The organism is Mesorhizobium sp. M0800 (genome assembly GCF_040320095.1).
Taxonomy (GTDB): domain Bacteria; phylum Pseudomonadota; class Alphaproteobacteria; order Rhizobiales; family Rhizobiaceae; genus Mesorhizobium.
Genome location: NZ_JAMYOZ010000009.1, coordinates 168,712 through 194,813, shown reverse-complemented (window position 1 = coordinate 194,813; position 26,102 = coordinate 168,712). Strand labels below are relative to the sequence as shown.

The window sequence follows — 26,102 nt, the reverse complement described above, 5'->3', positions numbered from 1 at the left end:
TCGCGTCATCCGATGCTGGCCTCCACTCCAGCCAGCATCTTGAATCACAAAACCGACTGATCCGGAATCCCCTTCGATTCCGTCAAATCAGGAACCGCTCTAGTCTCCGTGCTTTGTTTTCGCAGATGAGCCGCTGAATCCTTCCAGTTCCTCGCCGATTCCTGAAAGTGCGTTGACGATCGTCGCCTCGACGTCGCCACGCTGTTTCTGGGGAATCAAGCCAAGTCCTTTTTGTATCGCTTCACGCCAATGTTTCCCCCTGTCCCACGCTTCCGAAAACGCGATGGCGAGATCGTCCTGGCGACGGGTAGCTTCCAGTGCCTCGACCAGAAGTGCTGCCTGGTGGACATCCTTTTCCCGCTTGCCCACGCCGTTTGCGTTGTTCTGTCGGCGCGAGGCAACGATCAGCTTGTGAACCGCATATCGTCCGGGCGACGGTACCACGACAGGCACTCCCGATCGATGCAGCAGCACAGTTCTGATTGGTTCGTGGATCAGGAAATCGAGAAACCGAAGAGGCTGCGCGGATGCACCGCCCAAAGACGGCATCGAGGTTGCATGATCGGCGTAGTCATCGCTGCCCGTGTTCGGTGTAAGGAACTCGACCTTGTATCGGACTGCGTTCTCGAATTGCGTCGCGTGTCCGGGATCTGATCTGTGAGGGATTTCCCTGAAGGTTGGGTCGATCTCCCTCAAGATTTCGAGGATGGGCGGCAGGCTGTCCTCGACCGCGGCCGACACGGAATGGAATAGGGCGAAGTCTGCATCGCCCGTCTGCAACGCTGCACCGGGCAGCTTCACGCCCAGATGGCCCGCGTAGGACTGAAAGGCGACTGTGCCGACCAGGACGCCGCGCAAGCGGAAGATGCCAGCCTTCCCCAGCGCCTCGACGACATCCCCGGTGAACCTTTCGGGTTCTGTCAGCCCTGCCTCGCGCACGAGCGTGGATACCAGCTTCCTGCGGGCGCGGAGGTCGTCCTTGATCTGACGGAAGGATTCAACGCGTTTTGCAATCTCGGGATCGCTGTCAGGCCCGACATACCGTCGCGTCTTCGTCGGCTGCGTTTCCTCGAAATACCAGTATACCTTGCCCTTGACGGGCACCTTGACGAGATTGCCCGTCGTAGGGAAATCCGTTTCGAAGGCTGCGTCCAAGGATCGCTGGACGAGTTCCGCATACATCGTGCGGTAAACGAGGTCGACCGTCTTCATGTCGGGCGGCTCCGGTTATAAGAAAAATGCGGTTCTCTTATAGCGCCATGACCTCAAGGGACGCAAGCGGGGGTTATAAGAAAATCGCGAAAACCTTATAACGCCGCAGGAGAGGTCAGGAATCCTTGTTGCCGGCGTGCAGCCAAATCAGAATGGGTTTTGCTCATTCCGCGTCCACGAACGGCCCGAGCCTGTCATAGGCGTTTGTGGTCGACGCGCTATTTTGGCGGCCGCATCCGGAACGACCACCAGCTTGCCGACGAAATCCTTGGCGATGAAATCCGCCTGGGCGCGATGGAAATCGGACAGCTTGTAGACGCCGCCGACCAGCGGCCGGATTTTCTTGTCCTCGATGTAGCGCACTATGCGGCGGAAATCCGCCCGCGTGCCCTGGCTCGAGCCATGCAGTTGCAGCTGTTTCAGATACATGGTGCGCAGATCCAGCTGCACGACCGGGCCGGCAATTGCACCAGCCGTGGTATAGCGGCCTTCCGGCCTCAAGATGCGCAGGAGGTCGTTGAAGATCGCGCCGCCGACCAGATCGGCCACCACGTCGATCGGCTGGCCCCCGGTCGCCGCGCTGACGGCGGCCGGCAGATCGGCAACGCCACGGGTGATCACCGCCTCGGCGCCGATGTCACGCACGGCCTGTTCCTTGCCCTTGCCGGCAACCGCATAGGGAATGGCGCCGCGCGCCCGCGCCAGCTGCACGATGCCCGAGCCGACGCCGCCCGAGGCGCCGGTGACCAGCACGCGCTCACCGGCCTTCAATGCTGCGCGTTCCAGCATCTGTTCGCCGGTGAGGTAGGCGCAGCAGAAAGTGGCGAGCTCGACATCGCTGAGATCGGTATCGACGACATGGGCATTCTCTGCCGGCACCGCCTGATATTCGGCATAGCCGCCGTCGCGGCCATGGCCCATATAGTCGATGTCGGCGAGTGAATCGTCGTCGCGATTGTAGATGGAGAAATCGACCATCACCCGCTCGCCGATGCGGGCTGGCGACACGCCGTCGCCGACGGCAATGATGTTGCCGACCGTGTCGGTGCCCTGGATGCGCGGGAAGCTCAGCGTATTGCCCTGACGACGCCAGGTCGACACAGCGGCGGCATCCTCCTCCGTTCCATAGGCGCCCTGGCGCACCCAGACGTCGGTGTTGTTCATGCCGCAAGCGGTGACCTTGACCAGCACCTCGCCTCGGGCGGGCGAGGGCACTTTCACGTCGGTGCGGTAGACGAGCTTTTCCGGTCCGCCGTGCCCGATCAACTGCACGGCGGCCATGGTGGCGGGGAGGGTTTTGGTCATGGCATTCATGTCGGCTCTTCAGATGTTTGCAAACACGCTCTTCACCGCGTCGGCCGTCTTCGACACGACGATATCGGCCTCTTGCCGCGTCAGGCAGAGCGGCGGCGCGAAACCGAGAATGTCGCCCTGCGGCATGGCCCGGCCGATGACGCCGCTTGCCGCAAGGGTGGTCGCGACCTGCGGTCCGATCTTTTGCGAGGCGTCGAAGAACACGCGGTCGTCCCGGTCGGCGACGAACTCGATTGCCGCCAGCATGCCGTCGCCGCGCACCTCGCCGACATTTTTGTGACCACCGACGGCTTTCGTCAGTTCGGCGCGGAAATAGGCGCCGGTCTCGCCGGCGTTCCGCACCAGGTCCATCTCGTCGATCAGTTCCAGGTTGGCGACGCCGGCGGCCACGCAGATCGGATGCGCCGAATAGGTCCAGCCATGGCCGAGCGAGCCGAGCTTGTCTGAACCCTGCACCAGCACCTGCCAGACCTTGTCTGAGACGATGACGCCCGACAGCGGCGCATAGGCCGAGGTCAGGCCCTTGGCGATCGTGATCAGGTCGGGCTTGATGCCGTAGTGGTCGGAGCCGAACATGGTGCCCAGCCGGCCGAAGCCGGTGACGACCTCGTCGGCAACCAGAAGCACGTCGTACTTCTTCAGCACCGCCTGGATCTTCTCCCAGTAGCCGGCCGGCGGCGGCGCGATGCCCCCGGTGCCGAGGATAGGCTCACCGATGAACGCGGCGACCGTCTCCGGCCCTTCGGCGAGAATCATCTCCTCGAGCTTGTCGGCACAGTATTGCGAAAACTGCTCCTCGCTCAGCGAGCGGTCGGCGCGGCGGAAGTAGTAGGGCGCCTCGGTGTGCAGGACCGGCGCACGCGGCAGGTCGAAGGCGTTGTGGAACAGGTCGAGGCCGGTCAGCGATCCGGTCATGATGCCGGAGCCGTGATAGCCGCGCCAGCGCGAGATGATCTTCTTCTTCTCCGGCCGGCCGAGCACGTTGTTGTAGTACCAGATCAGCTTAATGTTGGTTTCGTTGGCATCGGAACCGGAGAGGCCGAAATAGACCCTCGACATGCCTTGCGGCGCGCGGTCGATGATCATCTTGGCAAGCGTGATTGACGCCTCGGTGCCGTGCCCGACATAGGCGTGGTAATAGGCGAGGTTCTTGGCCTGCGCGGCGATGGCGTCGGCTATCTTCTGGCGGCCATAGCCGACATTGACGCAGTAGAGCCCGGCGAAGGCATCGATGCTCTTGCGACCGTTATTGTCCCAGATGGTGACGCCTTCGCCACCGGCGATCACCCGCGTCGGAGATTCACCGCGTGCGTGCGTGCCCATATGGGTCGAGGGATGGAAGAAATGATCGCGATCCCAGGCGGCGAGTTCGTTGGACTGGTCGAGCATTTTTTACTCCTTGAAAGCAAAAGCCTGACGGGGCGTTACGCCACGTCGAGGCAGAGATATTTGAAGTCGGTAAAGGCTTCGAGCCCGTGACGCGAGCCCTCGCGACCGATGCCGGACTGCTTGACGCCGCCGAACGGGACCGGCGCGCCGGTGATCTTGACGCGGTTGATGGCGACCATGCCATAGTCGAGCGCGCGGCCGATGCGCAATTGCCTACCGCCATTCTCAGTCACGACATAGGCGACCAGGCCGTACTCTGTCGCATTGGCGCGGGCGACGACTTCCTCTTCGCTGTCGAAAGGCGTCACTGCCGCAACCGGACCGAAGGTCTCCTCGCGCATGATCAAAGCGTCGTCTCCAACGTCGGCGAGCAGGGTCGGCTGGTAGAACAGCGGCCCGGCAGGATGGCGCTTGCCGCCGGTCAGGCAACGCGCGCCTTTGGCGAGCGCATCGGCCACCTGCTCCTCGACCTTCTTGACGGCGCGTTCGTGCATCAAGGGTCCGATTTCGGTGTCGTCAGCGAGGCCATTGCCGGCCCGCAATGCCTCGACGCGTTTAGCGAAAGCAGCGCAGAACCGATCGTATATCGGACGCTGGACATAGATGCGGTTGGCGGCGAGGCAGTCCTGGCCGGAGGTCGCGAATTTAGCGTCGACGGCTATTCTCACCGCCTTGTCGATATCGGCATCCGCAAAGACGATCAGCGGCGCATGACCGCCGAGTTCCATCACAAGACGCTTCATCGTCGGCGCACTCTGCGCGGCGATCAACCTGCCGACCTCGGTCGAGCCGGTGAAGCTCATGGCGCGGACGCGCGGATCTTCGCACATCCGCCCGACGATGATCGAAGCCCTGCCGGTGAGAACGTTGAACACGCCAGCCGGCAGGCCGGCACGTTCGCCAAGCTCGGCCAACGCCAGTGCAGACAGCGGCGTTTCCGAGGAAGGATGCGCGACGATGGTGCAGCCGGCGGCGAGGGCGGCCGCCGCCTTGCGGGTCAGCATGGCCGCGGGAAAATTCCACGGCGTGACGACGCCGACGACACCAAGCGGTTCGCGTCGCACCACCATCTCGGCATTTGGCAGATGGCTGGTGACGCTTTCGGCGTTGAGACGTTTGGCCTCCTCGGCATACCATTCGACAAAAGAGGCGGCATAGTCGATCTCGCCGCGCGATTCCTTCAGCGGCTTGCCTTGTTCTAGCGTCATCAGCAGGGCCAGGTCATTTTTGGCGGCGACGATCAGATCGAACCATTTTCGCAAGATTTTCGACCGTTCCTGCGGCAGCAATGCGCGCCAGGCAGGAAAGGCGCGCGATGCCGCATCGATCGCCAATGTGGTCTGCCGGGCATCGAGCGCGGCAACGAAAGCGACGGTGGATCCGGTGGCCGGATCGGTCACCTCGAAACTCTCCGCGGTCTCGCTCGCCGTCCAGTGGCCAGCGACATAGGCGAGTTCGCGCAGCAGCCGCCGGTCGGCGAGGCGATCAAGCGCTTCATGGCGGTGCGAGCGGGCAAAATGTGCGGACATCATCCGGCTCCCGGTTCGGGTGATGCCGCAAGACTATCTCTGCCGCGCAAACAGAGAGGCTGTTTGCGTGCCTGCACGTAGAGAGATTGTCTCTATTGCCCTGCCCGGCCAGACGATCTCTCCGGTATCAGGAGGATGCCGGCAACAGATCCGCCACTGGCAGCACACTCTCCTCCTTCACCGTCTTGGTGACGATGTAGGTGAAATAGCGGTCGATGCCGATCTCGCGCTCGAGCAGAGTGTCGACCAGCCGCTGATAGGCGTCGATGTCGCGCGCCATCACCTTCAGCAGGTAATCGACGCCGCCGCCGACAGACCAGCAGGCGACGATCTCGGGGATGTCGCGGATGACGCGCTCGAAACGGTCGAAATCGGCCTGGCGGTGGCTAGCCAGCGTCACCTCCATCAGCACGGTGGCGACCGGTGCGATGGCGCGCATGGCGATCCTGGCATGATAGCCGCAGACGATGCCGGCTTTTTCCAGCTTGCGCAGCCGCATCCAGCAAGGCGTCGGCGACAGGCCGACTTTCTCGGCCAGCGCCAGCTTGGTGATGCGCCCGTCGCGCTGGATGGCGTCGAGGATTTTCAGATCGATCGGATCGAGTTTCGCTGCAGCCATGATCGCCCACTTCCAGTGCCGGACACCATGACGGCGCATTATTTCGATTGTCAATTGCACTGATTTCGATCTCTAATAAGTCATGACATTTTGGCGACCAGATCCCGCTCTTATCCGGCGGCCGGCCTATCAATCGCTCGCCGACCAGTTCGCGCGGGCCATCCATGACGGGCGCCTGGCCAACGGTGCGCGATTGCCGACGCACCGGCAGTTGGCTGACGATCTACAACTTTCCGTGCAGACGGTCAGCCGCGCCTATGAGGAGCTGATCCGCCGCGGGCTGGTGTCCGGCGAGGTCGGCCGCGGCAGCTTCGTGCAGACACAGCGCCGCGAGCCGGAGCCGCCCTATCTGCCGGAGCGGCTGGGCGAGGTCATCGATCTCTCCATCCTGAAGCCGGTCTGCGAACCGATGCATCTGGAGCGGCTGAGGCAGGCGCTGGGCTGGCTCGCCGAAAACCTGCCGTCGAGGTCGGCACTGTCGTTCAGGCCGAACATGGTGTTCCCGCGCCACCGCGCGGTGGGTGTCGAGTGGCTACGCCTCTGTGGCCTCGACGCGTCGCCGCAGAACATCAGCCTGACCAACGGCGCCACCGCAGGGATGACAGTGGCGCTGATGAGCGTGGCGCCGCCCGGCTCGACCGTCGCCACCGAGGCGATCGGTCACCACACGCTGATCCCGCTGGCGCGTTATCTCGGCTTCAACCTTGAGGGTTTGCCGATCGACGACAATGGGCTGATCCCGGAAGCGCTGGACGAGGCCTGCCGGCTGTCGGACATCCGCGCCGTGTTCGTGCAGCCGTCGGTGATCAACCCTACGGCCACCCTGATGGATGCCGGCCGGCGCGAACAGATTGCCGCCGTTGCGCGCAGGCATGACATCGCCATTATCGAAAACGACGTCCTCGGCCCGTTGGTCGAGGACCGGCCGCCGCCGGTAGCCGCCTTCGCGCCCGAGCGCACGCTCTACGTCACCTCCTTCACCAAGATCGTGGTGCCGGGCCTGCGCATCGGCTATCTCGCGGCGCCCGATCGGTATGTCGCCGCGGTCGCCAATCGCCATCTCGTCTCGAACTGGATGGCGACGCCGTTGGTGGCCGAGATCGCCACCAAATGGGTGGCCGACGGCACCGCGATGGAACTCGTGCGATGGCAGCGCCTGGCGTTGCGGCGGCGTCTGGACATAGCCGCCGAGGTGCTTGCCGGAGTGGACTATCGGGCTCATCGCGACGGGCTGCATGTCTGGCTGCAACTGCCCGAGGATCGCGGCGAGGAAAGCTTTGTGTCCCAGGCGCGCCTGCAGGGCGTGGCGATTGCGCCCGGTACGTCGTTTCGGATTTCGCAGATGCCTTGGCATCCAGCTGTCCGGATTTCGCTGGGCTCGACCACGGAGGGGGAACTGCGTGCCGGTCTCGGCGTTGTCACAAAGCTTCTGCTCGGCGATCCCGAGCATCTCCTGCTTGCCATCTAGGCAACAAATGGCGGGGAATTGTGCGGAGTTCGAAATATTGTCATGATATTATTTTCTTGATTGACATGATTTGCCGCGATCCGCATCGTTAAAGGCATAGCTTCTCCAGCACGGGAAATTCATTGTCGGCGCCCATCATCAAGATCGACGGTATTTCGAAAAGCTTCGGCACCTTCAAGGTGCTGGACGGCCTCTCGATGCAAGTCATGCCCGGCGAGAAGCTGGCCCTGATCGGCCCGTCTGGTTCGGGCAAGACGACGATCCTGCGTATCCTGATGACGCTAGAGCGTATCGACAGCGGCCACATCCAGGTCGACGGCGAACAGTTGTACCACATGGAGCGTAACGGCCGGCTGCTGACGGCCGATGAACGACATTTGGCAAAGATGCGCCAGAAGATCGGCATGGTCTTCCAACTGTTCAATCTGTTTCCGCACAAATCCGTCATCGACAATGTGACGCTGGCACCGATGCTGACCAAAGGCGTGCCGCGGGCCGCCGCCGAAAAGCGGGCGATGGAACTGCTCGACATGGTCGGCATGGTCGACAAGGCCAAGGCGATGCCGGCGCAGCTTTCAGGCGGCCAGAAGCAGCGCGTCGCGATTGCGCGGGCGCTGGCGCTGTCGCCGAAAATCATGCTGTTCGACGAGGTCACCTCGGCGCTCGACCCGGAACTCGTCGACGAGGTGCTCAACGTCATGCGCAAGCTCGCCGCCGAGACCGACATGACCATGCTGCTGGTCACCCACGAGATGGGTTTCGCCCATGACTTCGCCGACCGGGTGCTGTTCTTCGATCGCGGCAGAATAGTCGAGGAGGGCAAGCCCGACGAGATTTTCCGCCATCCCAAACAGGAGCGTACGCAAGGTTTCCTGAAGAAGATCATTGCGGCCGGACATCGGGTCTGACTGCCATGCGAGGCGGCGACGCCTCAACCAAGCCAAGAAGACAGACAAACAAGGAGTTGGGAACAATGAAGAAATTTGCCATTTTGGCCGGCGTCGCTGGTATTGCGCTGACGGCGGTGCTGGCCGCCTCGACGGCCGGCTCGGCCGACGACAGCAAGCTCGAAGAGCTCAAGGCGCAAGGCTTTGCCCGCGTCGCCATCGCCAACGAGCCGCCTTATACGGCGGTCGCTGCCGACGGTAAGGTTTCGGGTGCGGCGCCTGACGTTGCCCGTGAAATCTTCAAACGCCTTGGCGTCAACGATATCGTCGCCTCGATCTCGGAATATGGCGCCATGATCCCCGGCTTGCAGGCCGGCCGTTTCGACGTCGTCACCGCCGGATTGTTCATGAAGCCGGAACGTTGTGCTGCGGTCGCCTATTCGGAACCGGTGCTGTGCGACGCCGAGGCGATGCTGGTGAAGAAGGGCAACCCGAAGGGCTTCAAGAGCTACGAGGACGTCGCGAAGGACGCGAGCGCCACGATCGGCGCGCCGGGTGGCGGCACTGAAGAGAAGCTGGCGCTCACCGCAGGTGTGCCGCGCGAGCGCGTCATCGTCGTGCCGGACGGCCAGAGCGGCCTGAAGATGCTGCAGGACGGCCGCATCGATGCTTATTCGCTGCCCGTGCTGTCGATCAACGACCTGGTCAAGAAAGCCAATGATCCGAACCTCGAAGTCATCGCGCCGGTGGTCGGTGCGCCGGTCTATTGCGACGGCGCGGCCTTCAAGAAGGGCGACGAAGCGCTGCGCGACGCCTATGATGTCGAACTGGCGAAACTGAAGAAGTCCGGCGAGTTCGCCAAGATCATTGAGCCTTACGGCTTCTCGGCGGCGGCGGCAATGTCGACGAGCCGCGACAAGCTCTGCTCGGCGAAGTAGGTGCGTTCTTCCTTCTCCCCGTTCACGGGGAGAAGGTGGCCCGAAGGGCCGGATGAGGGGCGGCGCCATACTCCGGTTGGTTCGCGCTGCCCCTCATCTGCCTGCCGGCATCTTCTCCCCGTGAACGGGGAGAAGGACGCTGGAACCAACGTGTCGCTAGACATTCAACGCGGAAACTTTCGACCCAATGACCCAATGGTCCGGCTATTTCGGCCTGATATTGCAAGGAGCGCTTGTCACCATCGAGTTGACGCTGATGGGGTCGGTGCTGGCCTTGATCATGGCCTTTCTTGCCGGGCTGGGGCGGCTGTCGCGGTTTTTCGTGCTGCGGGCGCTGGCCACCGCCTATATCGAGTTCTTCCGCGGCACCTCGATTTTCGTGCAGCTGTTCTGGGCTTATTTCGTGCTGCCTTTTGCCGGCATTTCGTTGACGCCGCTGCAGGCCGGGGTGCTGGCGCTGGGCCTCAATGTCGGCGCCTATGCGGCGGAAGTGGTGCGTGGCGCCATCAAGTCTATCGGCCGCGAACAATATGAGGCCTGCACCGCCCTCAATCTCGGCCGCTGGCAAGCCATGCGCCATATCATCCTGCCGCAGGCGCTTCTGGTGATGCTGCCAACCTTCGGCAACAACGCCATTGAATTGCTCAAGGCCACCGCCGTCGTTTCGCTAATCTCGCTCGCCGACCTGACCTTCCAGGCGCAGGTGGTGCGCTCGCAGACCGGCAATACTCTGGTGCCGTTCAGCACCATCCTCGTCATCTATTTCGTCCTGGCGCTGCTCATCTCATGGGGCGTGCGGTCGCTGGAACGCCGCATGGCTCGTGGCCTCGACGGGGTGCGCGTATGATGGATCGGGCCTGATAATGGAATGGGATTGGGATTTTGTCCGGCAGATCCTGCCGACGCTGATCGAGGGGGTGAAGATCACCATCCTGGCGACGCTGCTTGGCTCGGTGCTGGCGGCAGTCGTTGGGTTGGGCATCGCGTTGGCGCGCCGGTCGCCGAACAGGGCTCTGTCGCGCACCGTCGGTTTCCTTGCCGAGTTCATCCGTGGCACGCCGCTGTTGGTGCAGCTCTATTTCATCTTCTACGTGCTGCCGGATTTTGGCGTCCTGTTGCCGCCGCTTGTCGCGGGCGTCATCGGTCTCGGGCTGCATTACGGCACTTACACGGCCGAGGTCTACCGAGCCGGCATAGACAATGTGCCCCGCGGCCAGTGGGAAGCGGCCAAGGCCTGCAATCTAAACGCCACCCAGACCTGGACGCACATCATCATTCCGCAGGCGATCCCGCCGATGATCCCGGCGCTTGCCAATTATTTCATCGCCATGTTCAAAGAGACGCCGCTGCTGTCGGCGATCACCGTGCTGGAACTGATGAACCAGGCCAAGAGCGTCGCCAATACTTATTATCGGTATATCGAACCGATCACCTTGGTCGGCGCCTTCTTCCTCGCCATCAGCCTGTTCTCGGTGGTGCTGCTGCGCTGGCTGGAACACCGTTATGGGCGGATCGAACGATGAGCGCTGCACCCGATATCCGCCTGCACTCGGCCCGGCCGCCGCTCGATGCGCGTCCGCTGGAAAAGCGGGTCGGCCTGATCATCCTTGCCACCGACCATACGAGCGAACCGGATTTTCACCGCATGGTGGCAAGCGACCGCATCGGCGTCTATGTCGCGCGCATCCCCTACGCCAACCCGACGACGCCGGACAATTTGCGCAAGATGCAGCCGTCACTGACGGCGGCCGCGGCCCTGATCCTGCCCGACGAGCCGCTCGATGCGATCTGCTATTCCTGCACCTCAGCTTCCGTCGTGATCGGCGATGCCGAAATCGAGGCGGCGGTGCAGGCCGCCAAGCCCGGCGTGCCGGTGGTCACGCCGCCGATGGCCGGGGTGCGCGGCCTGAAGGCGCTGGGCGCCAAGACGATCAGCATCCTCACTCCCTATACGGTCGAGACCAGCCGGCCGATGGCGGCCTATTTCAGCGAACATGGTTTCGAAATCGTCAGCTTCACTTGCCTCGGCTTCGAGGATGATCGCGAGATGGCGCGGATTGCGCCGAAATCCTTGGTCGACCTTGCCCGTGACGCGATGGCCCCGCAGGCCGACGCGCTGTTCGTGTCCTGCACGGCGCTGCGGTCGGCGGCGGCGGTTGTGGGTATGGAAGAGGCAATCGGCCGCCCTGTTGTCACCAGCAACCAGGCGACGGCCTGGAATTGCCTGCGCCTTTGCGGCGACGACGAGCCGCGTCCTGAATTCGGCCGTCTGATGACGCTGCCGTTGAACTGATTGCAGAGCCATGACCACGTCCAGGATAAGCCTCTCCGACATCCGCGCCGTGCGCGAGCGCATCGCAGGCAAGGTCGAGCGTACGCCGACCGTCACCTCCCGGAGTCTTTCCCAGCACTTGGGCGCTCCTGTTTATCTCAAGCTCGAACACCGGCAGACCACCGGCGCCTTCAAGCTGCGCGGTGCCTCGAACGCTATCGCTTCGCTGACAGACGAGGAGAGGGCGCGTGGCGTCGTCGCTGCCTCGACCGGCAACCACGGCCGGGCGCTTGCCTATGCCGCTCGACTGCAAGGCATCCACGCGACGATCTGCATGTCGCGGCTGGTGCCGCAGAACAAGCTGGACGAGATCCGTCGGCTCGGCGCCGAGATCCGCATCGTCGGCAACAGCCAGGACGATGCGCAGCGGGAGGTCGAACGGCTGGTCGCGGAAGAGGGGCTGGTCATGCTGCCGCCCTTCGACCATCCTGCCATTGTCGCCGGGCAAGGCACGCTCGGGCTGGAGATCATCGAACAGGTTCCGGACGCCGCCTTGGTGCTGGTGCCGCTTTCCGGCGGTGGGCTGGCGGCTGGCGTCGCTGCTGCCGTGAAGGGCGTCAGCCCGGCGACGAAGGTGATGGGCGTTTCAATGGCGCGCGGTGCGGCGATGAAGGCGAGCCTCGACGCCGGACATCCGGTTTTGGTCGAGGAACTGCCGACGCTGGCCGATTCCCTCGGCGGCGGCATAGGCCTCGACAACCGGCTGACCTTTTCCATGTGCCGCGACCTGCTCGACGATGTGATCCTGCTCAGCGAGGACGAGATCGCCGCCGGCATCCGCCATGCCTATGAACAGGAGCGCGAGATCGTCGAAGGCGCCGGCGCGGTCGGCATCGCAGCCGTGCTTGCCGGCAAGGTCAGGGCGAGCGGCCCGACGGTGCTCGTGCTGTCCGGCCGCAACATCGATATGACACTGCACCGCAAGATCATCTGCGGCGAAGCAATTGCGGAGAGCGCAGCATGAGCCGGATGACGATCCTCACCGAAGCTGAATTGCGCAAGATCGTGAAGCTCGATCTTGATGCCATCGCCTGCGTCGAGAACGCGTTCCGGGCGCTCGCCACCTTGCCGGTGGCGATGCCGCCGATCCTGCGGCTGGACATTCCAGAGCATCGCGGCGAGGTCGACGTCAAGACCGCCTATGTACCGGGTATCGACGGTTTTGCGATCAAGATCAGCCCCGGCTTTTTCGATAATCCCAAGCTCGGCCTGCCCAGCGTCAACGGCATGATGGTGCTGCTGTCGGCGAAAACCGGTCTGGTCGATGCGCTGCTGCTCGACAATGGCTATCTCACCGACATCCGCACGGCGGCGGCCGGCGCGGTTGCCGCCAAGCATCTGTCGCGGCCGGGTTCCTCCGTTGCCGCGATCTTCGGCGCCGGTGTTCAGGCCGGACTGCAGCTCGAAGCGCTGATGCTGGTGCGGCCGATCACCGAGGCTCGCATCTGGGCAAGGGATGCCGCCAAGGCCGAGGCCGCGGCCGACGCATTGTCCGAAAGACTGGGCATCGCCGTTCACGCCGAGCCCGACGCGGCAAACGCTGCGGCCGATGCAGACATCATCGTCACCACGACGCCGTCGACCGAGCCGCTGATCAAGGCCGGCTTCGTCTCCGCCGGCCAGCATATCACTGCCATGGGCTCGGATGCCGAGCACAAGAACGAGATCGCGCCGGCGATCCTGCGCATGGCCGATCTCTACGTCGCCGATAGCGCCAAACAGACGCGCCGGCTGGGCGAACTGCACCATGCTATCGCGGCGGGCGTGATGGCGTCCGATGCCGAAATCACCGAGCTTGGCCACATCATCGCCGGCGAAAGGCATGGCCGGCGCTCGGACAGCGACATCACAATCGCCGACCTGACGGGCACCGGCGTGCAGGACACGGCAATCGCCACGCTCGCCCGCGACCGTGCGCGTGCGGCCAAGACCGGTACGATTTTCGAAAGCTGATGCTGGCCGCAAGGCCCAACAAACGAGGACCAAAAACAATGCAGCCCAACTTGAAATTCTCGCGCGGCGAATATGCGGAGCGCCTCGCCAAGACGCGGAAGGCGATGGAGGCCAAGGGCGTCGATCTGCTCGTCGTCAGCGATCCGTCCAACATGGCCTGGCTGACCGGCTATGACGGCTGGTCGTTCTATGTGCACCAGGCTGTCATCGTGCCGCCGTCGGGCGAGCCGGTGTGGTACGGGCGCGGCCAGGACGCCAACGGCGCCAAGCGCACCGCCTATCTCGCGCACGACAACATCGTCGGCTATGCCGACAACTACGTGCAGTCGACCGAGCGCCATCCGATGGATTTTCTGTCCAGCGTGCTCTCCGATCGCGGCTGGGGCAAGCTCAGCATCGGCGTCGAGATGGACAATTACTGGTTCTCGGCCGCTGCCTTCGCAGCGCTGCAGAAGCACTTACCCAATGCCCGCTTCGTCGACGCCACGGCACTCGTCAACTGGCAGCGCGCGGTGAAGAGCCCGACCGAAATCGACTACATGCGCAAGGCCGCCCGCATCGTCGAAGCGATGCACCAGCGCATCGTCGACAAGATCGAGGTCGGCATGCGCAAATGCGACCTGGTCGCCGAGATCTACGATGCCGGCACGCGCGGCGTCGACGGCATCGGCGGCGACTATCCGGCGATCGTGCCGCTGCTGCCGTCGGGCGCCGACGCATCGGCGCCGCATCTGACCTGGGACGACCGGCCGATGAAATCGGGCGAGGGCACCTTCTTCGAGATCGCCGGCTGCTACAACCGCTATCACTGCCCGCTGTCGCGGACCGTGTTCCTTGGTAAACCGACGCAGGAATTCCTCGATGCAGAAAAGGCGACGCTGGAAGGCATGGAGGCGGGACTTGCCGCCGCCAAGCCCGGCAACACATGCGAGGACATCGCCAACGCCTTCTTCGCGGTGCTGAAGCGGTACGGCATCGTCAAGGACAATCGCACCGGGTACCCGATCGGGCTTTCCTATCCGCCTGACTGGGGCGAGCGCACGATGAGCCTGCGTCCAGGCGACCGCACCGAGTTGAAGCCCGGTATGACCTTCCATTTCATGACCGGCTTGTGGCTTGAGACGATGGGGCTGGAAATCACCGAATCCATCCTGATCACCGAGACGGGCGTCGAGTGCCTGGCGAATGTGCCGCGCAAACTGGTGGTGAAGAATTGAGCCCGATGTCCAGCCTTCGCCCGTCACCGATCACGCCGACCGTCGATTTCGAGCGCGACGGCGTGCAGCACGGTTTCCTGCGCCTGCCTTACAGCCGCGACGATTCCGCCTGGGGATCGGTGATGATCCCGATCTGCGTCATCCGCAACGGCAAGGGGCCGAGCGCATTGCTCACCGGCGGCAATCATGGCGACGAGTACGAGGGGCCGCTGGCGCTCTATGACCTCGCCCGTACGCTCGACCCGAAGCAAGTCAGCGGCACGATCATCATCGTGCCGGCGATGAACTATCCGGCGTTCCGCGCCGGCACGCGCACCTCGCCGATCGACAAGGGCAATCTCAACCGCAGCTTTCCCGGCCGGCCCGACGGCACGGTGACCGAGAAGATCGCTGATTACTTCCAGCGCGAGCTTCTGCCCCGTACAGACATCGCGCTCGACTTCCACTCCGGCGGCAAGACGCTCGACTTCGTGCCGTTCTGCGCCGCCCACATCCGGCCCGACAAGGTGCTGGAAGCAAAGGGTTTCGCTGCGGTTGAAGCCTTCTCCGCACCATGGTCGATGAAAATGCTAGAGATCGACGCGGTCGGCATGTTCGACACTGCCGCCGAAGAGATGGGCAAGCTGTTCATCACCACAGAGCTTGGCGGCGGCGGGACTTCGCGCGCGGAAACGGTGCGGATCGCACGTCGCGGCGTGCTCAATGTGCTGCGCCATGCCGGCATCGTCGCCGGCGCGGTCGAGATGCAGCCAACCCGCTGGCTCGACATGCCGTCCGGCGATTGCTTCTCGTTCGCCGAGGACGACGGGATGATCGAAACGATGATCGATCTCGGCGAGCCGGTGGCAGAGAACCAGGTGCTGGCACGTATCCATTCCATAGGCCGCACCGGCGGCGCTCCGCAGGAGATCCGGGCCAAAATGTCCGGTCTGTTGGCGGGGCGGCATTTTCCGGGGCTGGTCAAGGCCGGCGACTGCGCTGCCGTGGTCGCTGTGCTGGTCGATTGACGGTTAGGAAGCCGATGTCGGGAACGGCTCGGTCCTGCCTTTGGGGCGATCGCCGATGGCAAAGACGGCGCTCGCCTCGCTGACGATCGAGACATGATCCTTGGCGGCTGTTCCGGCCGCCGCACTGTCGCCGCGCATGATTGCTGTCACGATGGCGTCATGCTCCTGCCATGACTGGGCCAGCCGGCCGGGCAGCATGAATTGCGCGCGCCGGAACGGCGCCAGCCGGCCACGGGTCATGACGGTCAGTTCATAAATGTGCTTGCTGTGGGCGCCGCGATAGAGCCGGGTGTGGAATTCGGTGTTGAAAAGCTCATACTCTTCTTCGGCACCGAGCTGCACGAAGCGCGCCGACGCCTGATGCTCGGCCTCCAGCGTGCGGCGCTCGCCAGCGGTCATGCGCTCGGCCGAGAATCGCGCGCAGATCGCTTCAAGCTCGGCCATGCTTTCGAACATCGAGGCGAGGTGCTCCTGCGTCACCACCGCGACAGTGGCGCCGCGGTTCGGCCGCCTTTCGACCAGCCCCATGGCGCTGAGCCGGCTGAGCGCTTCCCTGATCGGCGTGCGGGAGACGTCGAAGCGGGCGGCGAGCGAGGCCTCGTCGAGCTTTTCGCCCGGGCGCAGGAAACCGGTGACGATCCGGTCGCTGATCGCCCTCACCATCTGATCGACGGTCGTGCCCGACCTGATCAAATTGCGCTTTCCCGACACGTCTCCTCCGTCCAGTCTCTTCGCGCAGCCGCAAGCCAGTCACCGGCTTCGATTCCTCCGCAGCTCTGTATGCCTATGTTTTAGCCTTCATGTCAAATTGACGATTTTGGAGGCAAAAAGTGTATGCAATTGCTCCGGCTTTGTGCAGTCCACATCGACGCACTCATTGATATTGCTGAATAAATCCTATTTCTGAAACTGGCACGCTGATTGCATACACTTCTCTCATTGAGGTGTTAACCGGCCCCAAAGGCCCCATAGAGGGAGCATTCAATGTCCGAGAGATTCATGCTTAGCCGCCGCGACCTGCTCAAGACCTCCGCCGCCGGAGCGGCACTCGGCCTTGCGTCCGCATCGTTTCCGATCAGCAGGGCCTTCGCCGCGACGGCCACTGTCGGCTTCATCTATGTCGGGCCAAAGGACGATTACGGCTACAACCAGGCGCATGCCGAAGGCGCCGCCACGCTGAAGGGGATCGAAGGAATTTCCGTCGTCGAGGAGGAGAACGTGCCGGAGACGGTCGACGTGCAGAAGACGATGGAATCGATGATCAATCTCGACGGTGCGTCGCTGATCTTCCCGACCTCGTTCGGCTATTTCGATCCGCACATGCTCGCCATGTGCGCGAAATTCCCCGACGTGCAGTTCCGCCATTGCGGTGGCATGTGGAACAAGGACAAGCATCCGATGAATGCCGGTTCCTATTTCGGCTATATCGGCATGGGCCAGTATCTGAACGGCATCGTCGCCGGTCACACCAGCAAAACCAAGAAGCTCGGCTTCGTCGCGGCAAAGCCGATCCCGCAGGTGTTGCTCAACATCAATTCCTTCCTGCTCGGCGCGCGCTCGGTCGACCCGACCATCACCTGCCAGGTGATCTTCACCGGCGAGTGGTCGCTGGCGGTCAAGGAGGCCGAGGCCACCAATGCGCTGGTCGACCAGGGTGCCGACGTCATCACCTGCCATGTCGACAGCCCCAAGGTGGTGGTCGAGACGGCGGCCGGGCGTGGCGCCTTCGTCTGCGGCTATCATGCCAACCAGAGCCCTCTGGCGCCGGAAAAATACCTGACCGGCGCGGAATGGAACTGGGCCAAGGTCTACAAGATGTTCGTCGACGATCTGGTGGCGGGCACGCCGCTGCCCAATTTCACGCGCGGCGGCCTTGCCGACGGCTTCGTCAAGATGAGCCCGCTCGGCCCTGCCGTCGGCAATGCCGCCCGCAAGCAGTTCGACGGCACGCTGGCCGAAATGATGAAAGGCGGCTTTTCCGTCATCAAGGGTCCGCTGAAGAGCAACAAGGGCGTCGTCGTGGCGACCGAAGGCCAAGCCTTCGCCGAGACCGCGCTCGAACTCGAAAGCATGGACTACCTGGTCGAGGGCGTCGTCGGTTCGACCGCCTGAACCGGATCGGAGACGGGGCCATGGCAGACACGGTCAGCACTGCGGGCGCACCGGCGCTGTTTGGCGCCAGGAATTATCCGGCGGCGCTCGAATGGGCGGCGCGGCGGGCGGAAGCCTTCGTCATACCGCTCGCGGCGCTGATCGTCGGCATGGCGCTGTTCAGCCTGTTCATCGCGCTGGTCGGCAAATCGCCGGTGCAACTCTACGAGACGATGTGGCGCGGCGGCTTCGGTTCGTGGTTCTCGATCCAGAACTCGCTGTCGCGCGCAGCACCGCTTTTATTGGCAGCGCTCTGCGTGGCGCTGCCGGCCCGGCTCGGCCTTGTCGTCATCGGCGGCGAAGGCGCGATCGTGCTGGGCGGCGTCGCCGCCGCCGCCATCGGCGTCGCGGCGAATGGCGCGCCGTCTTTTGTGGTCATCCTGCTGATGGGAGTGGCGGGCGCGGTCGCCGGCGGCACCTGGATAGGTGCCGTCGGCGCACTCCGCCACTACCGCGCCGTCAACGAAACCATCTCCAGCCTGCTGTTGGCCTATATCGCCATCGCGCTGATGAACCATCTGGTCGAAGGGCCGCTGCGCGATCCGGCCTCGCTCAACAAACCCTCGACCGAGCCGCTGGCGGATGCCTACCGCATCGGCAACATTCCAGGCATGGACGTGCACTGGGGCCTGGTCGTCGGCATTCTCGCCTGCGTCCTGTCCTGGCTGCTGATCGAAAAGACGCGCTGGGGGTTTGCCGCTCGCATCGCCGGCGGCAATGTCAGGGCAGCCCAGGTACAAGGACTTGCCGTCGGACCGCTGATCGTCGGCTTCACCGGGCTCGCCGGCGGCTTTGCCGGGCTAGCCGGCATGCTGGAGGTCGGCGCCGTGCAAGGCAGCGCCAACGCCTCGCTCGCCGCCGGCTACGGCTATACCGGCATCCTCGTTGCCTTCCTCGCCCGCCACAATCCGCTCGCCATCATCCCGGTCGCTTTCCTGCTCGGCGGTATTGGCGCTTCCGGCGGGCTGATCCAGCGCCGCATGGACCTGCCCGACGCCACCGTGCTGGTGCTGCAAGGCATGCTCTTCGTCGTCATCCTGTTCAGCGAAACCTTTTACGGCCGCTTCAAGGTCTTCAATCCCGATCTGTGGAAGAGGGGCTCCTGATGGACGCGACCGAGATCGGCCTGTGGGGCGTGCCGCTCGCCATCCTCGGCGGCGCCATCCGCGTTTCGACGCCGTTCATCTTCGTCTCGCTCGGCGAAGCCATTACGGAGCGCTCAGGCCGCATCAATCTCGGCCTCGAAGGCACGCTGGTCTTCGGCGCAATGACCGCCTATGCGGTCGCAGTGATGACCGGCTCGCCATGGCTCGGCCTGCTGGCTGCCGCAGGTGCCGGTCTTTGCTTCGGCCTGTTCCATGGCTGGATCTGCAAATTCCGTGGGGTTAACGACATCGCCATCGGCATCGCGCTGATGCTGTTCGGCTCCGGTCTCGCCTTCTTCTTCGGCAAGCCGTTCATCCAGCCCTCGGCACCAGACCTGCCGGCCATCGCCTTCGGTGGCTGGTCGGATATCCCGCAGGTGCAGGCGGCGCTCAACGTCAACGTGCTGTTCCTGATCGGGGCCGCACTTGCGCTGTTCCTGTGGTGGGCCTTCCGCAACACCCGCGCCGGCCTGATCGTGCGCGTCGTCGGCGACAGCTCCGATGCGGCGCGCGCCATGGGCCTCAATCCCAACACCGTGCGCCTGCTTGCGACAGGTGTCGGCGGTGCGCTCGCCGGCATCGGCGGCGCCTATCTGTCGCTTTATTACCCCGGCAGCTGGACCGAACGCATCTCGTCGGGGCAGGGCCTGATGGCGGTGGCGCTGGTTATCTTCGCGCGCTGGAATCCGCTTGGCTGCTTTGCCGCGGCACTGTTGTTCGGCGGTGCGGGCGCGCTGGGCCCCGCGTTGCAGTCGGTCGGGGTGACGCAGGGCTACTATCTCTTCTACGCCGCGCCTTACATCCTCACGCTCATCATCATGATCGCCACCTCGTCGCCGAGCCGCTCGCTTGCCGGCGCGCCGGGCGAGTTGTCGATCACCAAATGACTGGAGTTTTTCCGATGAACGCCAGAGCCGAGATCACCCAGCGCTACATCGACGCCGACCCCTATCCATGGCCCTATAATGGCGAGCTGCGGCCGGACAATACGGCATTGATCATCATCGACATGCAGACCGATTTCTGCGGGCCGGGCGGCTATGTCGATCATATGGGCTACGATCTTTCGCTGGTGCGGGCGCCGATCGAGCCGATCAAGTCGGTGCTCGCAGCCATGCGGGCCAAGGGCTACACCATCATCCACACGCGCGAGGGCCACCGGCCCGATCTCGCCGACCTGCCGGCCAACAAGCGCTGGCGTTCGCGCCGCATCAATGCCGGCATCGGCGACCCCGGACCTTGCGGGCGCATCCTGGTGCGCGGCGAAGCCGGCTGGGACATCATCCCCGACCTCTATCCGGCGGCGGGCGAACCGATCATCGACAAGCCGGGCAAGGGCTCGTTCTGCGCCACCGACCTGGAGCTGATCCTGCGCCAGCGCGGCATCGACAACATCGTGCTGACCGGCATCACCACCGATGTCTGCGTCCACACGACGATGCGCGAGGCCAACGATCGCGGCTTTGAATGCGTGATGCTGGAGGATTGCTGCGGCGCGACCGATTACGGCAACCATCTCGCCGCGATCAAGATGATCAAAATGCAGGGCGGCGTGTTCGGCGCGGTGTCGAATTCGGCCTCCTTCGTCGCGCAGCTGCCGTGAGGACACGATCTTGAGCGGAAGCATCGGCAAGAAAGCCGTCGGCGTCGAGACCATCGGCATGACCATGCGCTTCGGCGCCTTCACCGCGCTGGACGACGTCTCGATCAAGGTGCCGGCGGGATCGTTCCATGCGCTGCTCGGCGAAAACGGCGCCGGCAAGTCGACGCTGGTCAAATGCATGATGGGTTTTTACCATCCGACCGCCGGCGACATGCTGGTCGATGGCCGCGAGGTCGCGATCGCCAGTCCGAAGGATGCCTCGGCATTGGGGCTCGGCATGGTCTACCAGCATTTCACGCTCGTCCCGTCGCTGACCGGCGCGGAGAACCTGGTCATTTCGCGCGAGAAGGTGCCCGGCGTCATCGACTGGCGCAAGGAGCGCGCCGCACTTGCGCAATTCATGCAGCGTATGCCGTTCAAGCTGCCGCTCGACGTCAAGGTGGCGGAACTTGCGGCCGGCGAGAAGCAGAAGCTCGAAATCATCAAGCAGCTCTATCTCGGCCGCAGTTTCCTGGTGCTCGACGAGCCGACTTCGGTGCTCACTCCCGGCGAGGCACACGAAGTGCTTGGCCTGGTGCGCGACATGACCAGGACCGGCGACCTCACCGTGCTGATGATCTCGCATAAATTCCACGAGGTGACGGCCTTTGCCGACGATATCACCGTGCTGCGCAAGGGCAGGCTGACCGGAACCGGAAAGGTCTCCGAACTTTCCCACAAGCAGATGGCGGCGATGATGATCGGCGACCAACCGATCGCCGCACTCGACAGCCGCGCCCCGGTGCCGGCCGGCGCCAGACAGGTGCTGACGGTAAAGTCGCTGAAGGCGCCCGACCGCACCGGTTTGAAAACCATCGACATCGGCGAACTCGATGTGAAGTCGGGTGAGATCGTCGGCATTGCCGGCATCTCCGGCAACGGCCAGAAGGAGTTTCTCGAAGTCCTTGCCGGACAGCGGGCGCGCAATGGCGGCGACGTTCTGGTGAAAGGCTCGCCCTATGGCGCCAGCCGCAGCGAGGCGCGCACGCTCAATGTCCGCTTCATTCCGGAGGAGCCCTTGCGCAATGCCTGCGCACCGAAGATGACGGTGGCGGAAAACATGGCCTTCCGGACCTTCGACCTCAACGAGGCCGGCAAGCCGGTCAACTGGATCAGGATGAGTGCGATCAGGGACTACGCGGCCCGTCTGGTCGAACAGTTCAAGGTCAAGACGGCCTCGCTCGCTTCGCCGATTTCGTCGCTCTCGGGCGGCAATGTGCAGCGCGCGGTGCTGGCGCGGGAACTGACCGGCGAGGTCGATTTGCTCATCGTGTCGAACCCCTGCTTCGGCCTCGACTTCTCCGCCGTCGCCGAAATACGCGCCCGCATCATGAAGGCGCGCAATGCCGGCGCCGCGGTGCTCCTTATGTCGGAGGACCTTGATGAGCTGCTCGAGCTCTCGGACCGCATCTTCGTCATGTCGGACGGCGCGCTGGTCTACGAGACGCCGATCGCGCAGGCGAGCGTGCAGACGATCGGCGAGCACATGGCGGGACATCACTGATGGCTGGGATCGAGGCGCTGCCGTTTCCGTTTGTGTTCAAGCCCGAGGCGATGGCGCTGGTCGTCATCGACATGCAGCGCGACTTTGCCGAACCCGGCGGCTTCGGCGCCAGCCTCGGCAATGACGTCAGCCGGGTCACGGCGATCGTGCCGACGGTGAAGAGGCTGATCGAGGGGTTTCGCGCCGCTGGCCTGCCGGTGATCCACACGATGGAGTGTCACAAGGCAGACCTTTCGGATCTGCCGCCGGCCAAGCGCAACCGCGGCAACCCATCGATCCGGATCGGCGATGTCGGGCCGATGGGTCGTGTGCTGATCGTCGGCGAGCCGGGAACGGCGATCCTCGATGAACTTGCGCCACTGCCTGGCGAGATCGTCATCGAAAAGCCGGGCAAGGGCGCGTTCTATGCCACCAGTTTCGGCGATGACCTGAAGCGGCTCGGCGCACAGCAACTGGTCTTTGCCGGAGTGACGACGGAGGTCTGCGTGCAGACGACGATGCGCGAGGCCAACGACCGCGGCTATGAATGCCTGCTGGCCGAGGATGCTACCGAGAGCTATTTTGCCGAGTTCAAGGCGGCCGCCCTGGCGATGATCAGGGCACAGGGCGCCATCGTCGGCTGGACGGCAACGACGGACCAGGTGCTCGAGGGACTTTCCAATGTCTAACGTCGCATACGCGGCTCTCATCCAAGGGGGCTGGCGTGATCTGCCATTCGAGCATTTTCGCGAAGGCATCACAGTGCATTGGCTGCTCAAGGGTGGGCCGATGGAACCGTCGGTTGCCATCCTGAACTACCGGGCTGGCGCCAGCGTGCCGCGTCATCGCCATGCCGGGCTGGAGACGATCATCGTGCTGGAAGGCACGCAGAGCGACGAGAACGGCGATCATGCCGCGGGCAGCGTGATTCTGAACCCGGTCGGAACCGAACACTCGGTGTGGACGAAGGATGGCTGCGTGGTGCTCATCCAGTGGAACGTGCCGGTAGTCATTCTGGGCGAGGCCAAATGAACGACATCCGCTTCGACATAGGCAACTTGCACGCCGCCTATCAGGCCGGCGTCAGCATCGGCGAGATGGTCGATACGGTGCATGCGCGGCTCGCGGCGGCCGATGACCCCGGCATCTTCATCCATCTGGCGAGCAGGGCGGAGATGCTTGCCGAAGCAGAGAAGCTCGGCCCGTTCGATCCCGCGGCAAAGCCGCTGTGGGGCGTGCCATTCGCGGTCAAGGACAACATCGACGTCGCCGGCATGCCGACCACGGCGGCTTGTGCGGAATATGCCTACTTGCCGGCGAAAGACGCCACCGTCGTCGCGCGGCTCAAGGCCGCCGGCGCGCTGGTTGTCGGCAAGACCAATCTCGACCAGTTCGCCACCGGCCTGGTCGGCGTTCGCACGCCCTATCCAATCCCGAGGAATGCGATCGACCCGAAACTGGTGCCGGGCGGTTCCTCGTGCGGCTCGGCCGTGGCGACGGCGCGCGGCATCGTCTCCTTCGCGCTCGGCACCGACACCGCCGGTTCGGGGCGCATTCCCGCCGGCCTCAACAACATCGTCGGGCTGAAGCCGAGCGTCGGCGCGCTGTCGGCCGCCGGCGTCGTGCCGGCCTGCCGCACGCTCGACTGCATCTCGGTCTTCGCGCTCACCGTCGATGACGGCTACCGCGTGTTCGAGGCGGCGGCGGCAAAGGACGACGCCGACCCCTATTCGCGTGACCTCGGCGTCCAGGGCCTTGCCGCGCGCCCGCCGGTGCTGACTGTCGGCGTGCCGGTCAGGGCGGACTGGACCTTCTTCGGCGACGAGGCGATGCAGGCGGGTTTCGAGGCGGCTCTTGCCTCGCTGGAGACGCTGGGCTGCCGGCTGGTCGAAATCCCGTTCGGTGATTTCTACGCCACCGCCAACCTGCTCTACGAAGGCGCCTGGGTGGCCGAGCGTTATGCCGCGATCAGGGACTTCATGGAAGCCAAAGAGGCCGCCATGCATCCGGTGACGCGGCAGATCATCGGCGGCGCGCGAACACTTTCAGCCGCGGACGCCTTCAACGGGCTCTATGCCTTGCAAGGCTACAAGGCCAGGCTGGCGCCGGTCATCGCCTCGGTCGATCTTTTCTGTGTGCCGACCGCGCCGACGCATTACACGGTTGAAGCGGTATTGGCAGACCCCATCATCACCAACAGCCGGCTCGGCACCTACACCAACTTCGTCAATCTGCTCGACATGTGCGGCATTTCGGTACCGAGCGGAACTCGTAGCGACGGTTTGCCGATGAGCGTCACCTTGCTTGCCGCGGCTGGCAAGGACCACCTGACGGCATCGCTTGCCCGCGACATCCATGCGGCAAGCGGCCTTTCGCTTGGTGCTACCGGCTGGCCGCAGCCGCAGCGCGGCGATGTTCAGGCGGGCGTGGACGAGGGCACGATCGAGCTGGCGGTGGTCGGCGCGCATCTGTCGGGGATGGCGCTGAACGGCCAGCTGCAGCAGCTCGGCGCAATGTTCGCCCGGGCTGCAAGAACGGCACCGCTCTATCGGCTTTACGCGCTCGCCGGCCAGTCGGTGCCGCGACCGGGGCTCGAACGGATCTGCAACGGCAAGGGGACAGCGATCGAGGTTGAAGTCTGGCGGCTCTCGCCACAAGCCTTCGGCCGTTTTGTCGCCGCGATCCCGCCGCCGCTCGGCATCGGCACGCTTCTGCTCGATGACGGAACTTCGCCGAAAGGCTTCCTCGTCGAAAGTGCCGGCCTCACCGATGCAAAGGAGATTTCGCATTTCGGCGGCTGGCGCAATTTCATGGCGGGTCAGCTGCAGCGGAGCTGACGCTATCACTCGACCTTTTGCCTGAACTTCGAATGGCAGCTCGAGCAATCCTGCAAGATGAGATGCAGGAGGTGCTCCGCCGGCAATTTAGTGGGATCGGCTTCCGCGAGTGATGGTCGCTTGCCAAGCAGGCTGCCACCGCCCATTGCCAGGCCGGAACCCATTCTCATGTCGTCGTGATATGCGGTGGTGCCCGCTCGGCGTCGGAGGCCAGGGCGCTGGCCAGCGTTCCGATGTGGCGTGCCAGCCCTTCGAACTCCGCGCGGGCGGGGTCGATATCCGGCCTGGCGCCTGAAGGCGCTCCCAATGTCGCGCTGGGGAATTCGGCAATCAGGACAGGGCCGGTGCGGGCGCGGATTGTCTCGGCCGCCGCCTTGAAGGCTGCGGCGTCGTACGCCTGCTTGCCGTCGAACATCCCAGCGATCGCCTTTGCCGCCGCGGCCATTTCCTTCATCGAGGCCTGGCGAGCCTCGATGATCGCATCACGGCTCGAATGGGCAGCAGCGAGCACGACAGAGGCGCAGCCAAGCGATAGCACCGTTACCAGCGCCACCAGCCTCACTGGGCCACGCCTTGTCCTGCCAGCTCGTCGATGATCGGGCAATCCGGCCGCTCGTCGCCGTGGCAGTGACTGACGAGATGGTGGAGCAAGCCGCGCAATCCGACCAGTTCGGCGATCTTCCTGTCGATCTCCACCAGCTTGGCTTTCGCGATCGCCTTCACGTCGGCGCTGTCACGTTCCCTGTCTTGATACAGCGAGAGCAACTGGCGGCATTCGTCGACCGAAAATCCCAGGCTTCGCGAGCGCTGCAGGAAGCGCAGCCGGTGAATATCGGCCGTCGAGTAATCGCGATAGCCATTGTCTGTCCGAGCCGGATGCAAGAGCCCGATGTCCTCGTAATAACGGATCGTCTTGGACGGCAGGCCGGATTTTTCGGATGCGATACCGATGTTCATGGTGGAAAATCTCCTTTGTCGG

26 protein-coding genes are annotated in these 26,102 nt (G+C 63.9%); 18 read left to right on the top strand and 8 right to left on the bottom strand.

From position 1 onward, the window contains the following. Positions 1 to 99 precede the first annotated feature (99 nt). The 5 genes from NKI18_RS14550 to NKI18_RS14530 all read right to left on the bottom strand — a co-directional run bounded on the left by NKI18_RS14550 (position 100) and on the right by NKI18_RS14530 (position 6,063). Positions 100 to 1,212 (bottom strand): nucleotidyltransferase family protein, encoded by a 1,113-nt coding sequence (locus NKI18_RS14550; RefSeq protein ID WP_352617399.1) that lies wholly within the window; start codon positions 1,210 to 1,212, stop codon positions 100 to 102. A gap of 147 nt (positions 1,213 to 1,359) precedes the next feature. Continuing rightward, positions 1,360 to 2,526 (bottom strand): alcohol dehydrogenase family protein, encoded by a 1,167-nt coding sequence (locus NKI18_RS14545; protein ID WP_352617396.1) that lies wholly within the window; start codon positions 2,524 to 2,526, stop codon positions 1,360 to 1,362. Positions 2,527 to 2,535: 9 nt separating this feature from the next. After that, positions 2,536 to 3,915: an aspartate aminotransferase family protein gene (locus NKI18_RS14540; protein ID WP_352617394.1), complete on the bottom strand. Its 1,380-nt coding sequence runs from the start codon at positions 3,913 to 3,915 to the stop codon at positions 2,536 to 2,538. Positions 3,916 to 3,950: 35 nt separating this feature from the next. Continuing rightward, on the bottom strand, positions 3,951 to 5,444 hold the full coding sequence (locus NKI18_RS14535; RefSeq protein WP_352617392.1) for an NAD-dependent succinate-semialdehyde dehydrogenase: 1,494 nt from the start codon (positions 5,442 to 5,444) through the stop codon (positions 3,951 to 3,953). 127 nt (positions 5,445 to 5,571) lie between these two features. Continuing rightward, positions 5,572 to 6,063, bottom strand: a complete 492-nt coding sequence (locus NKI18_RS14530; protein ID WP_031211913.1) for an Lrp/AsnC family transcriptional regulator — start codon at positions 6,061 to 6,063, stop codon at positions 5,572 to 5,574. An 82-nt stretch (positions 6,064 to 6,145) separates the two neighbouring features. On the opposite strand from NKI18_RS14530, the gene ehuR reads away from it, so the two are divergent. The 10 genes from ehuR (at position 6,146) to doeB (ending at position 15,865) form a co-directional block, all read left to right on the top strand. Next, positions 6,146 to 7,531, top strand: a complete 1,386-nt coding sequence (gene ehuR / locus NKI18_RS14525; protein WP_352617390.1) for a MocR-like ectoine utilization transcription factor EhuR — start codon at positions 6,146 to 6,148, stop codon at positions 7,529 to 7,531. A gap of 122 nt (positions 7,532 to 7,653) precedes the next feature. After that, entirely contained in the window at positions 7,654 to 8,439 is a 786-nt protein-coding gene (ehuA, locus tag NKI18_RS14520) for an ectoine/hydroxyectoine ABC transporter ATP-binding protein EhuA (protein ID WP_352617387.1), read from the top strand. Between the two features lie 65 nt (positions 8,440 to 8,504). Beyond that, a complete protein-coding gene (gene ehuB / locus NKI18_RS14515; protein WP_023677200.1) occupies positions 8,505 to 9,356 on the top strand; it encodes an ectoine/hydroxyectoine ABC transporter substrate-binding protein EhuB in 852 nt (283 codons plus the stop codon). Between the two features lie 187 nt (positions 9,357 to 9,543). Then, positions 9,544 to 10,203: an ectoine/hydroxyectoine ABC transporter permease subunit EhuC gene (gene ehuC, locus NKI18_RS14510; RefSeq protein ID WP_023720654.1), complete on the top strand. Its 660-nt coding sequence runs from the start codon at positions 9,544 to 9,546 to the stop codon at positions 10,201 to 10,203. 16 nt (positions 10,204 to 10,219) lie between these two features. Further along, complete coding sequence (gene ehuD / locus NKI18_RS14505) at positions 10,220 to 10,879, top strand: ectoine/hydroxyectoine ABC transporter permease subunit EhuD (RefSeq protein ID WP_292659913.1); 660 nt, start codon at positions 10,220 to 10,222, stop codon at positions 10,877 to 10,879. Next, entirely contained in the window at positions 10,876 to 11,649 is a 774-nt protein-coding gene (gene eutA, locus NKI18_RS14500) for an ectoine utilization protein EutA (protein WP_352617384.1), read from the top strand. The genes ehuD and eutA overlap by 4 nt, the downstream gene beginning before the upstream one ends. Positions 11,650 to 11,659: 10 nt before the next feature. Further along, on the top strand, positions 11,660 to 12,652 hold the full coding sequence (eutB, locus tag NKI18_RS14495) for a hydroxyectoine utilization dehydratase EutB (protein ID WP_352617381.1): 993 nt from the start codon (positions 11,660 to 11,662) through the stop codon (positions 12,650 to 12,652). Continuing rightward, a complete protein-coding gene (locus NKI18_RS14490) occupies positions 12,649 to 13,641 on the top strand; it encodes a cyclodeaminase (RefSeq protein WP_352617379.1) in 993 nt (330 codons plus the stop codon). The genes eutB and NKI18_RS14490 overlap by 4 nt, the downstream gene beginning before the upstream one ends. Before the next feature lie 38 nt (positions 13,642 to 13,679). After that, on the top strand, positions 13,680 to 14,858 hold the full coding sequence (gene doeA, locus NKI18_RS14485) for an ectoine hydrolase DoeA (protein WP_352617376.1): 1,179 nt from the start codon (positions 13,680 to 13,682) through the stop codon (positions 14,856 to 14,858). A gap of 5 nt (positions 14,859 to 14,863) precedes the next feature. Beyond that, positions 14,864 to 15,865: a N(2)-acetyl-L-2,4-diaminobutanoate deacetylase DoeB gene (gene doeB, locus NKI18_RS14480; protein ID WP_352617373.1), complete on the top strand. Its 1,002-nt coding sequence runs from the start codon at positions 14,864 to 14,866 to the stop codon at positions 15,863 to 15,865. A gap of 3 nt (positions 15,866 to 15,868) precedes the next feature. Here doeB and NKI18_RS14475 read toward each other — a convergent pair whose 3' ends face one another. Beyond that, positions 15,869 to 16,528, bottom strand: coding sequence for a GntR family transcriptional regulator (locus NKI18_RS14475; protein WP_023677208.1), 660 nt, complete (start codon positions 16,526 to 16,528; stop codon positions 15,869 to 15,871). Positions 16,529 to 16,849: 321 nt separating this feature from the next. On the opposite strand from NKI18_RS14475, the gene NKI18_RS14470 reads away from it, so the two are divergent. From NKI18_RS14470 to atzF, 8 genes are read left to right on the top strand one after another with little or no spacing between them, the layout of a single operon-like run. Continuing rightward, positions 16,850 to 17,977 (top strand): BMP family ABC transporter substrate-binding protein, encoded by a 1,128-nt coding sequence (locus tag NKI18_RS14470; protein WP_352617370.1) that lies wholly within the window; start codon positions 16,850 to 16,852, stop codon positions 17,975 to 17,977. A 20-nt stretch (positions 17,978 to 17,997) separates the two neighbouring features. Then, a complete protein-coding gene (locus NKI18_RS14465) occupies positions 17,998 to 19,122 on the top strand; it encodes an ABC transporter permease (RefSeq protein ID WP_353019919.1) in 1,125 nt (374 codons plus the stop codon). Further along, positions 19,122 to 20,048 carry an ABC transporter permease gene (locus tag NKI18_RS14460; RefSeq protein ID WP_352617364.1) on the top strand — a complete coding sequence of 309 codons (927 nt, stop codon included), beginning with the start codon at positions 19,122 to 19,124 and terminating at the stop codon, positions 20,046 to 20,048. Before NKI18_RS14465 ends, NKI18_RS14460 begins: the two co-directional genes overlap by 1 nt. A 14-nt stretch (positions 20,049 to 20,062) precedes the next feature. Next, entirely contained in the window at positions 20,063 to 20,764 is a 702-nt protein-coding gene (gene biuH / locus NKI18_RS14455) for a biuret amidohydrolase (RefSeq protein ID WP_352617362.1), read from the top strand. 10 nt (positions 20,765 to 20,774) lie between these two features. Beyond that, positions 20,775 to 22,307, top strand: a complete 1,533-nt coding sequence (locus tag NKI18_RS14450) for an ABC transporter ATP-binding protein (RefSeq protein ID WP_352617359.1) — start codon at positions 20,775 to 20,777, stop codon at positions 22,305 to 22,307. Then, positions 22,307 to 22,975: a cysteine hydrolase family protein gene (locus tag NKI18_RS14445; protein ID WP_352617357.1), complete on the top strand. Its 669-nt coding sequence runs from the start codon at positions 22,307 to 22,309 to the stop codon at positions 22,973 to 22,975. The genes NKI18_RS14450 and NKI18_RS14445 overlap by 1 nt, the downstream gene beginning before the upstream one ends. Next, a complete protein-coding gene (locus NKI18_RS14440; RefSeq protein ID WP_352617354.1) occupies positions 22,968 to 23,318 on the top strand; it encodes a cupin domain-containing protein in 351 nt (116 codons plus the stop codon). The genes NKI18_RS14445 and NKI18_RS14440 overlap by 8 nt, the downstream gene beginning before the upstream one ends. Beyond that, positions 23,315 to 25,123, top strand: a complete 1,809-nt coding sequence (gene atzF, locus NKI18_RS14435; protein ID WP_352617351.1) for an allophanate hydrolase — start codon at positions 23,315 to 23,317, stop codon at positions 25,121 to 25,123. The genes NKI18_RS14440 and atzF overlap by 4 nt, the downstream gene beginning before the upstream one ends. A 166-nt stretch (positions 25,124 to 25,289) precedes the next feature. Here atzF and NKI18_RS14430 read toward each other — a convergent pair whose 3' ends face one another. Next, positions 25,290 to 25,685: a cytochrome c gene (locus tag NKI18_RS14430; protein ID WP_353019917.1), complete on the bottom strand. Its 396-nt coding sequence runs from the start codon at positions 25,683 to 25,685 to the stop codon at positions 25,290 to 25,292. Continuing rightward, the gene (gene cueR / locus NKI18_RS14425; protein ID WP_352452335.1) at positions 25,682 to 26,080 is read right to left on the bottom strand and encodes a Cu(I)-responsive transcriptional regulator; all 399 of its coding nucleotides are present in this window, start codon (positions 26,078 to 26,080) and stop codon (positions 25,682 to 25,684) included. The genes NKI18_RS14430 and cueR overlap by 4 nt, the downstream gene beginning before the upstream one ends. Positions 26,081 to 26,102: the final 22 nt, after the last annotated feature.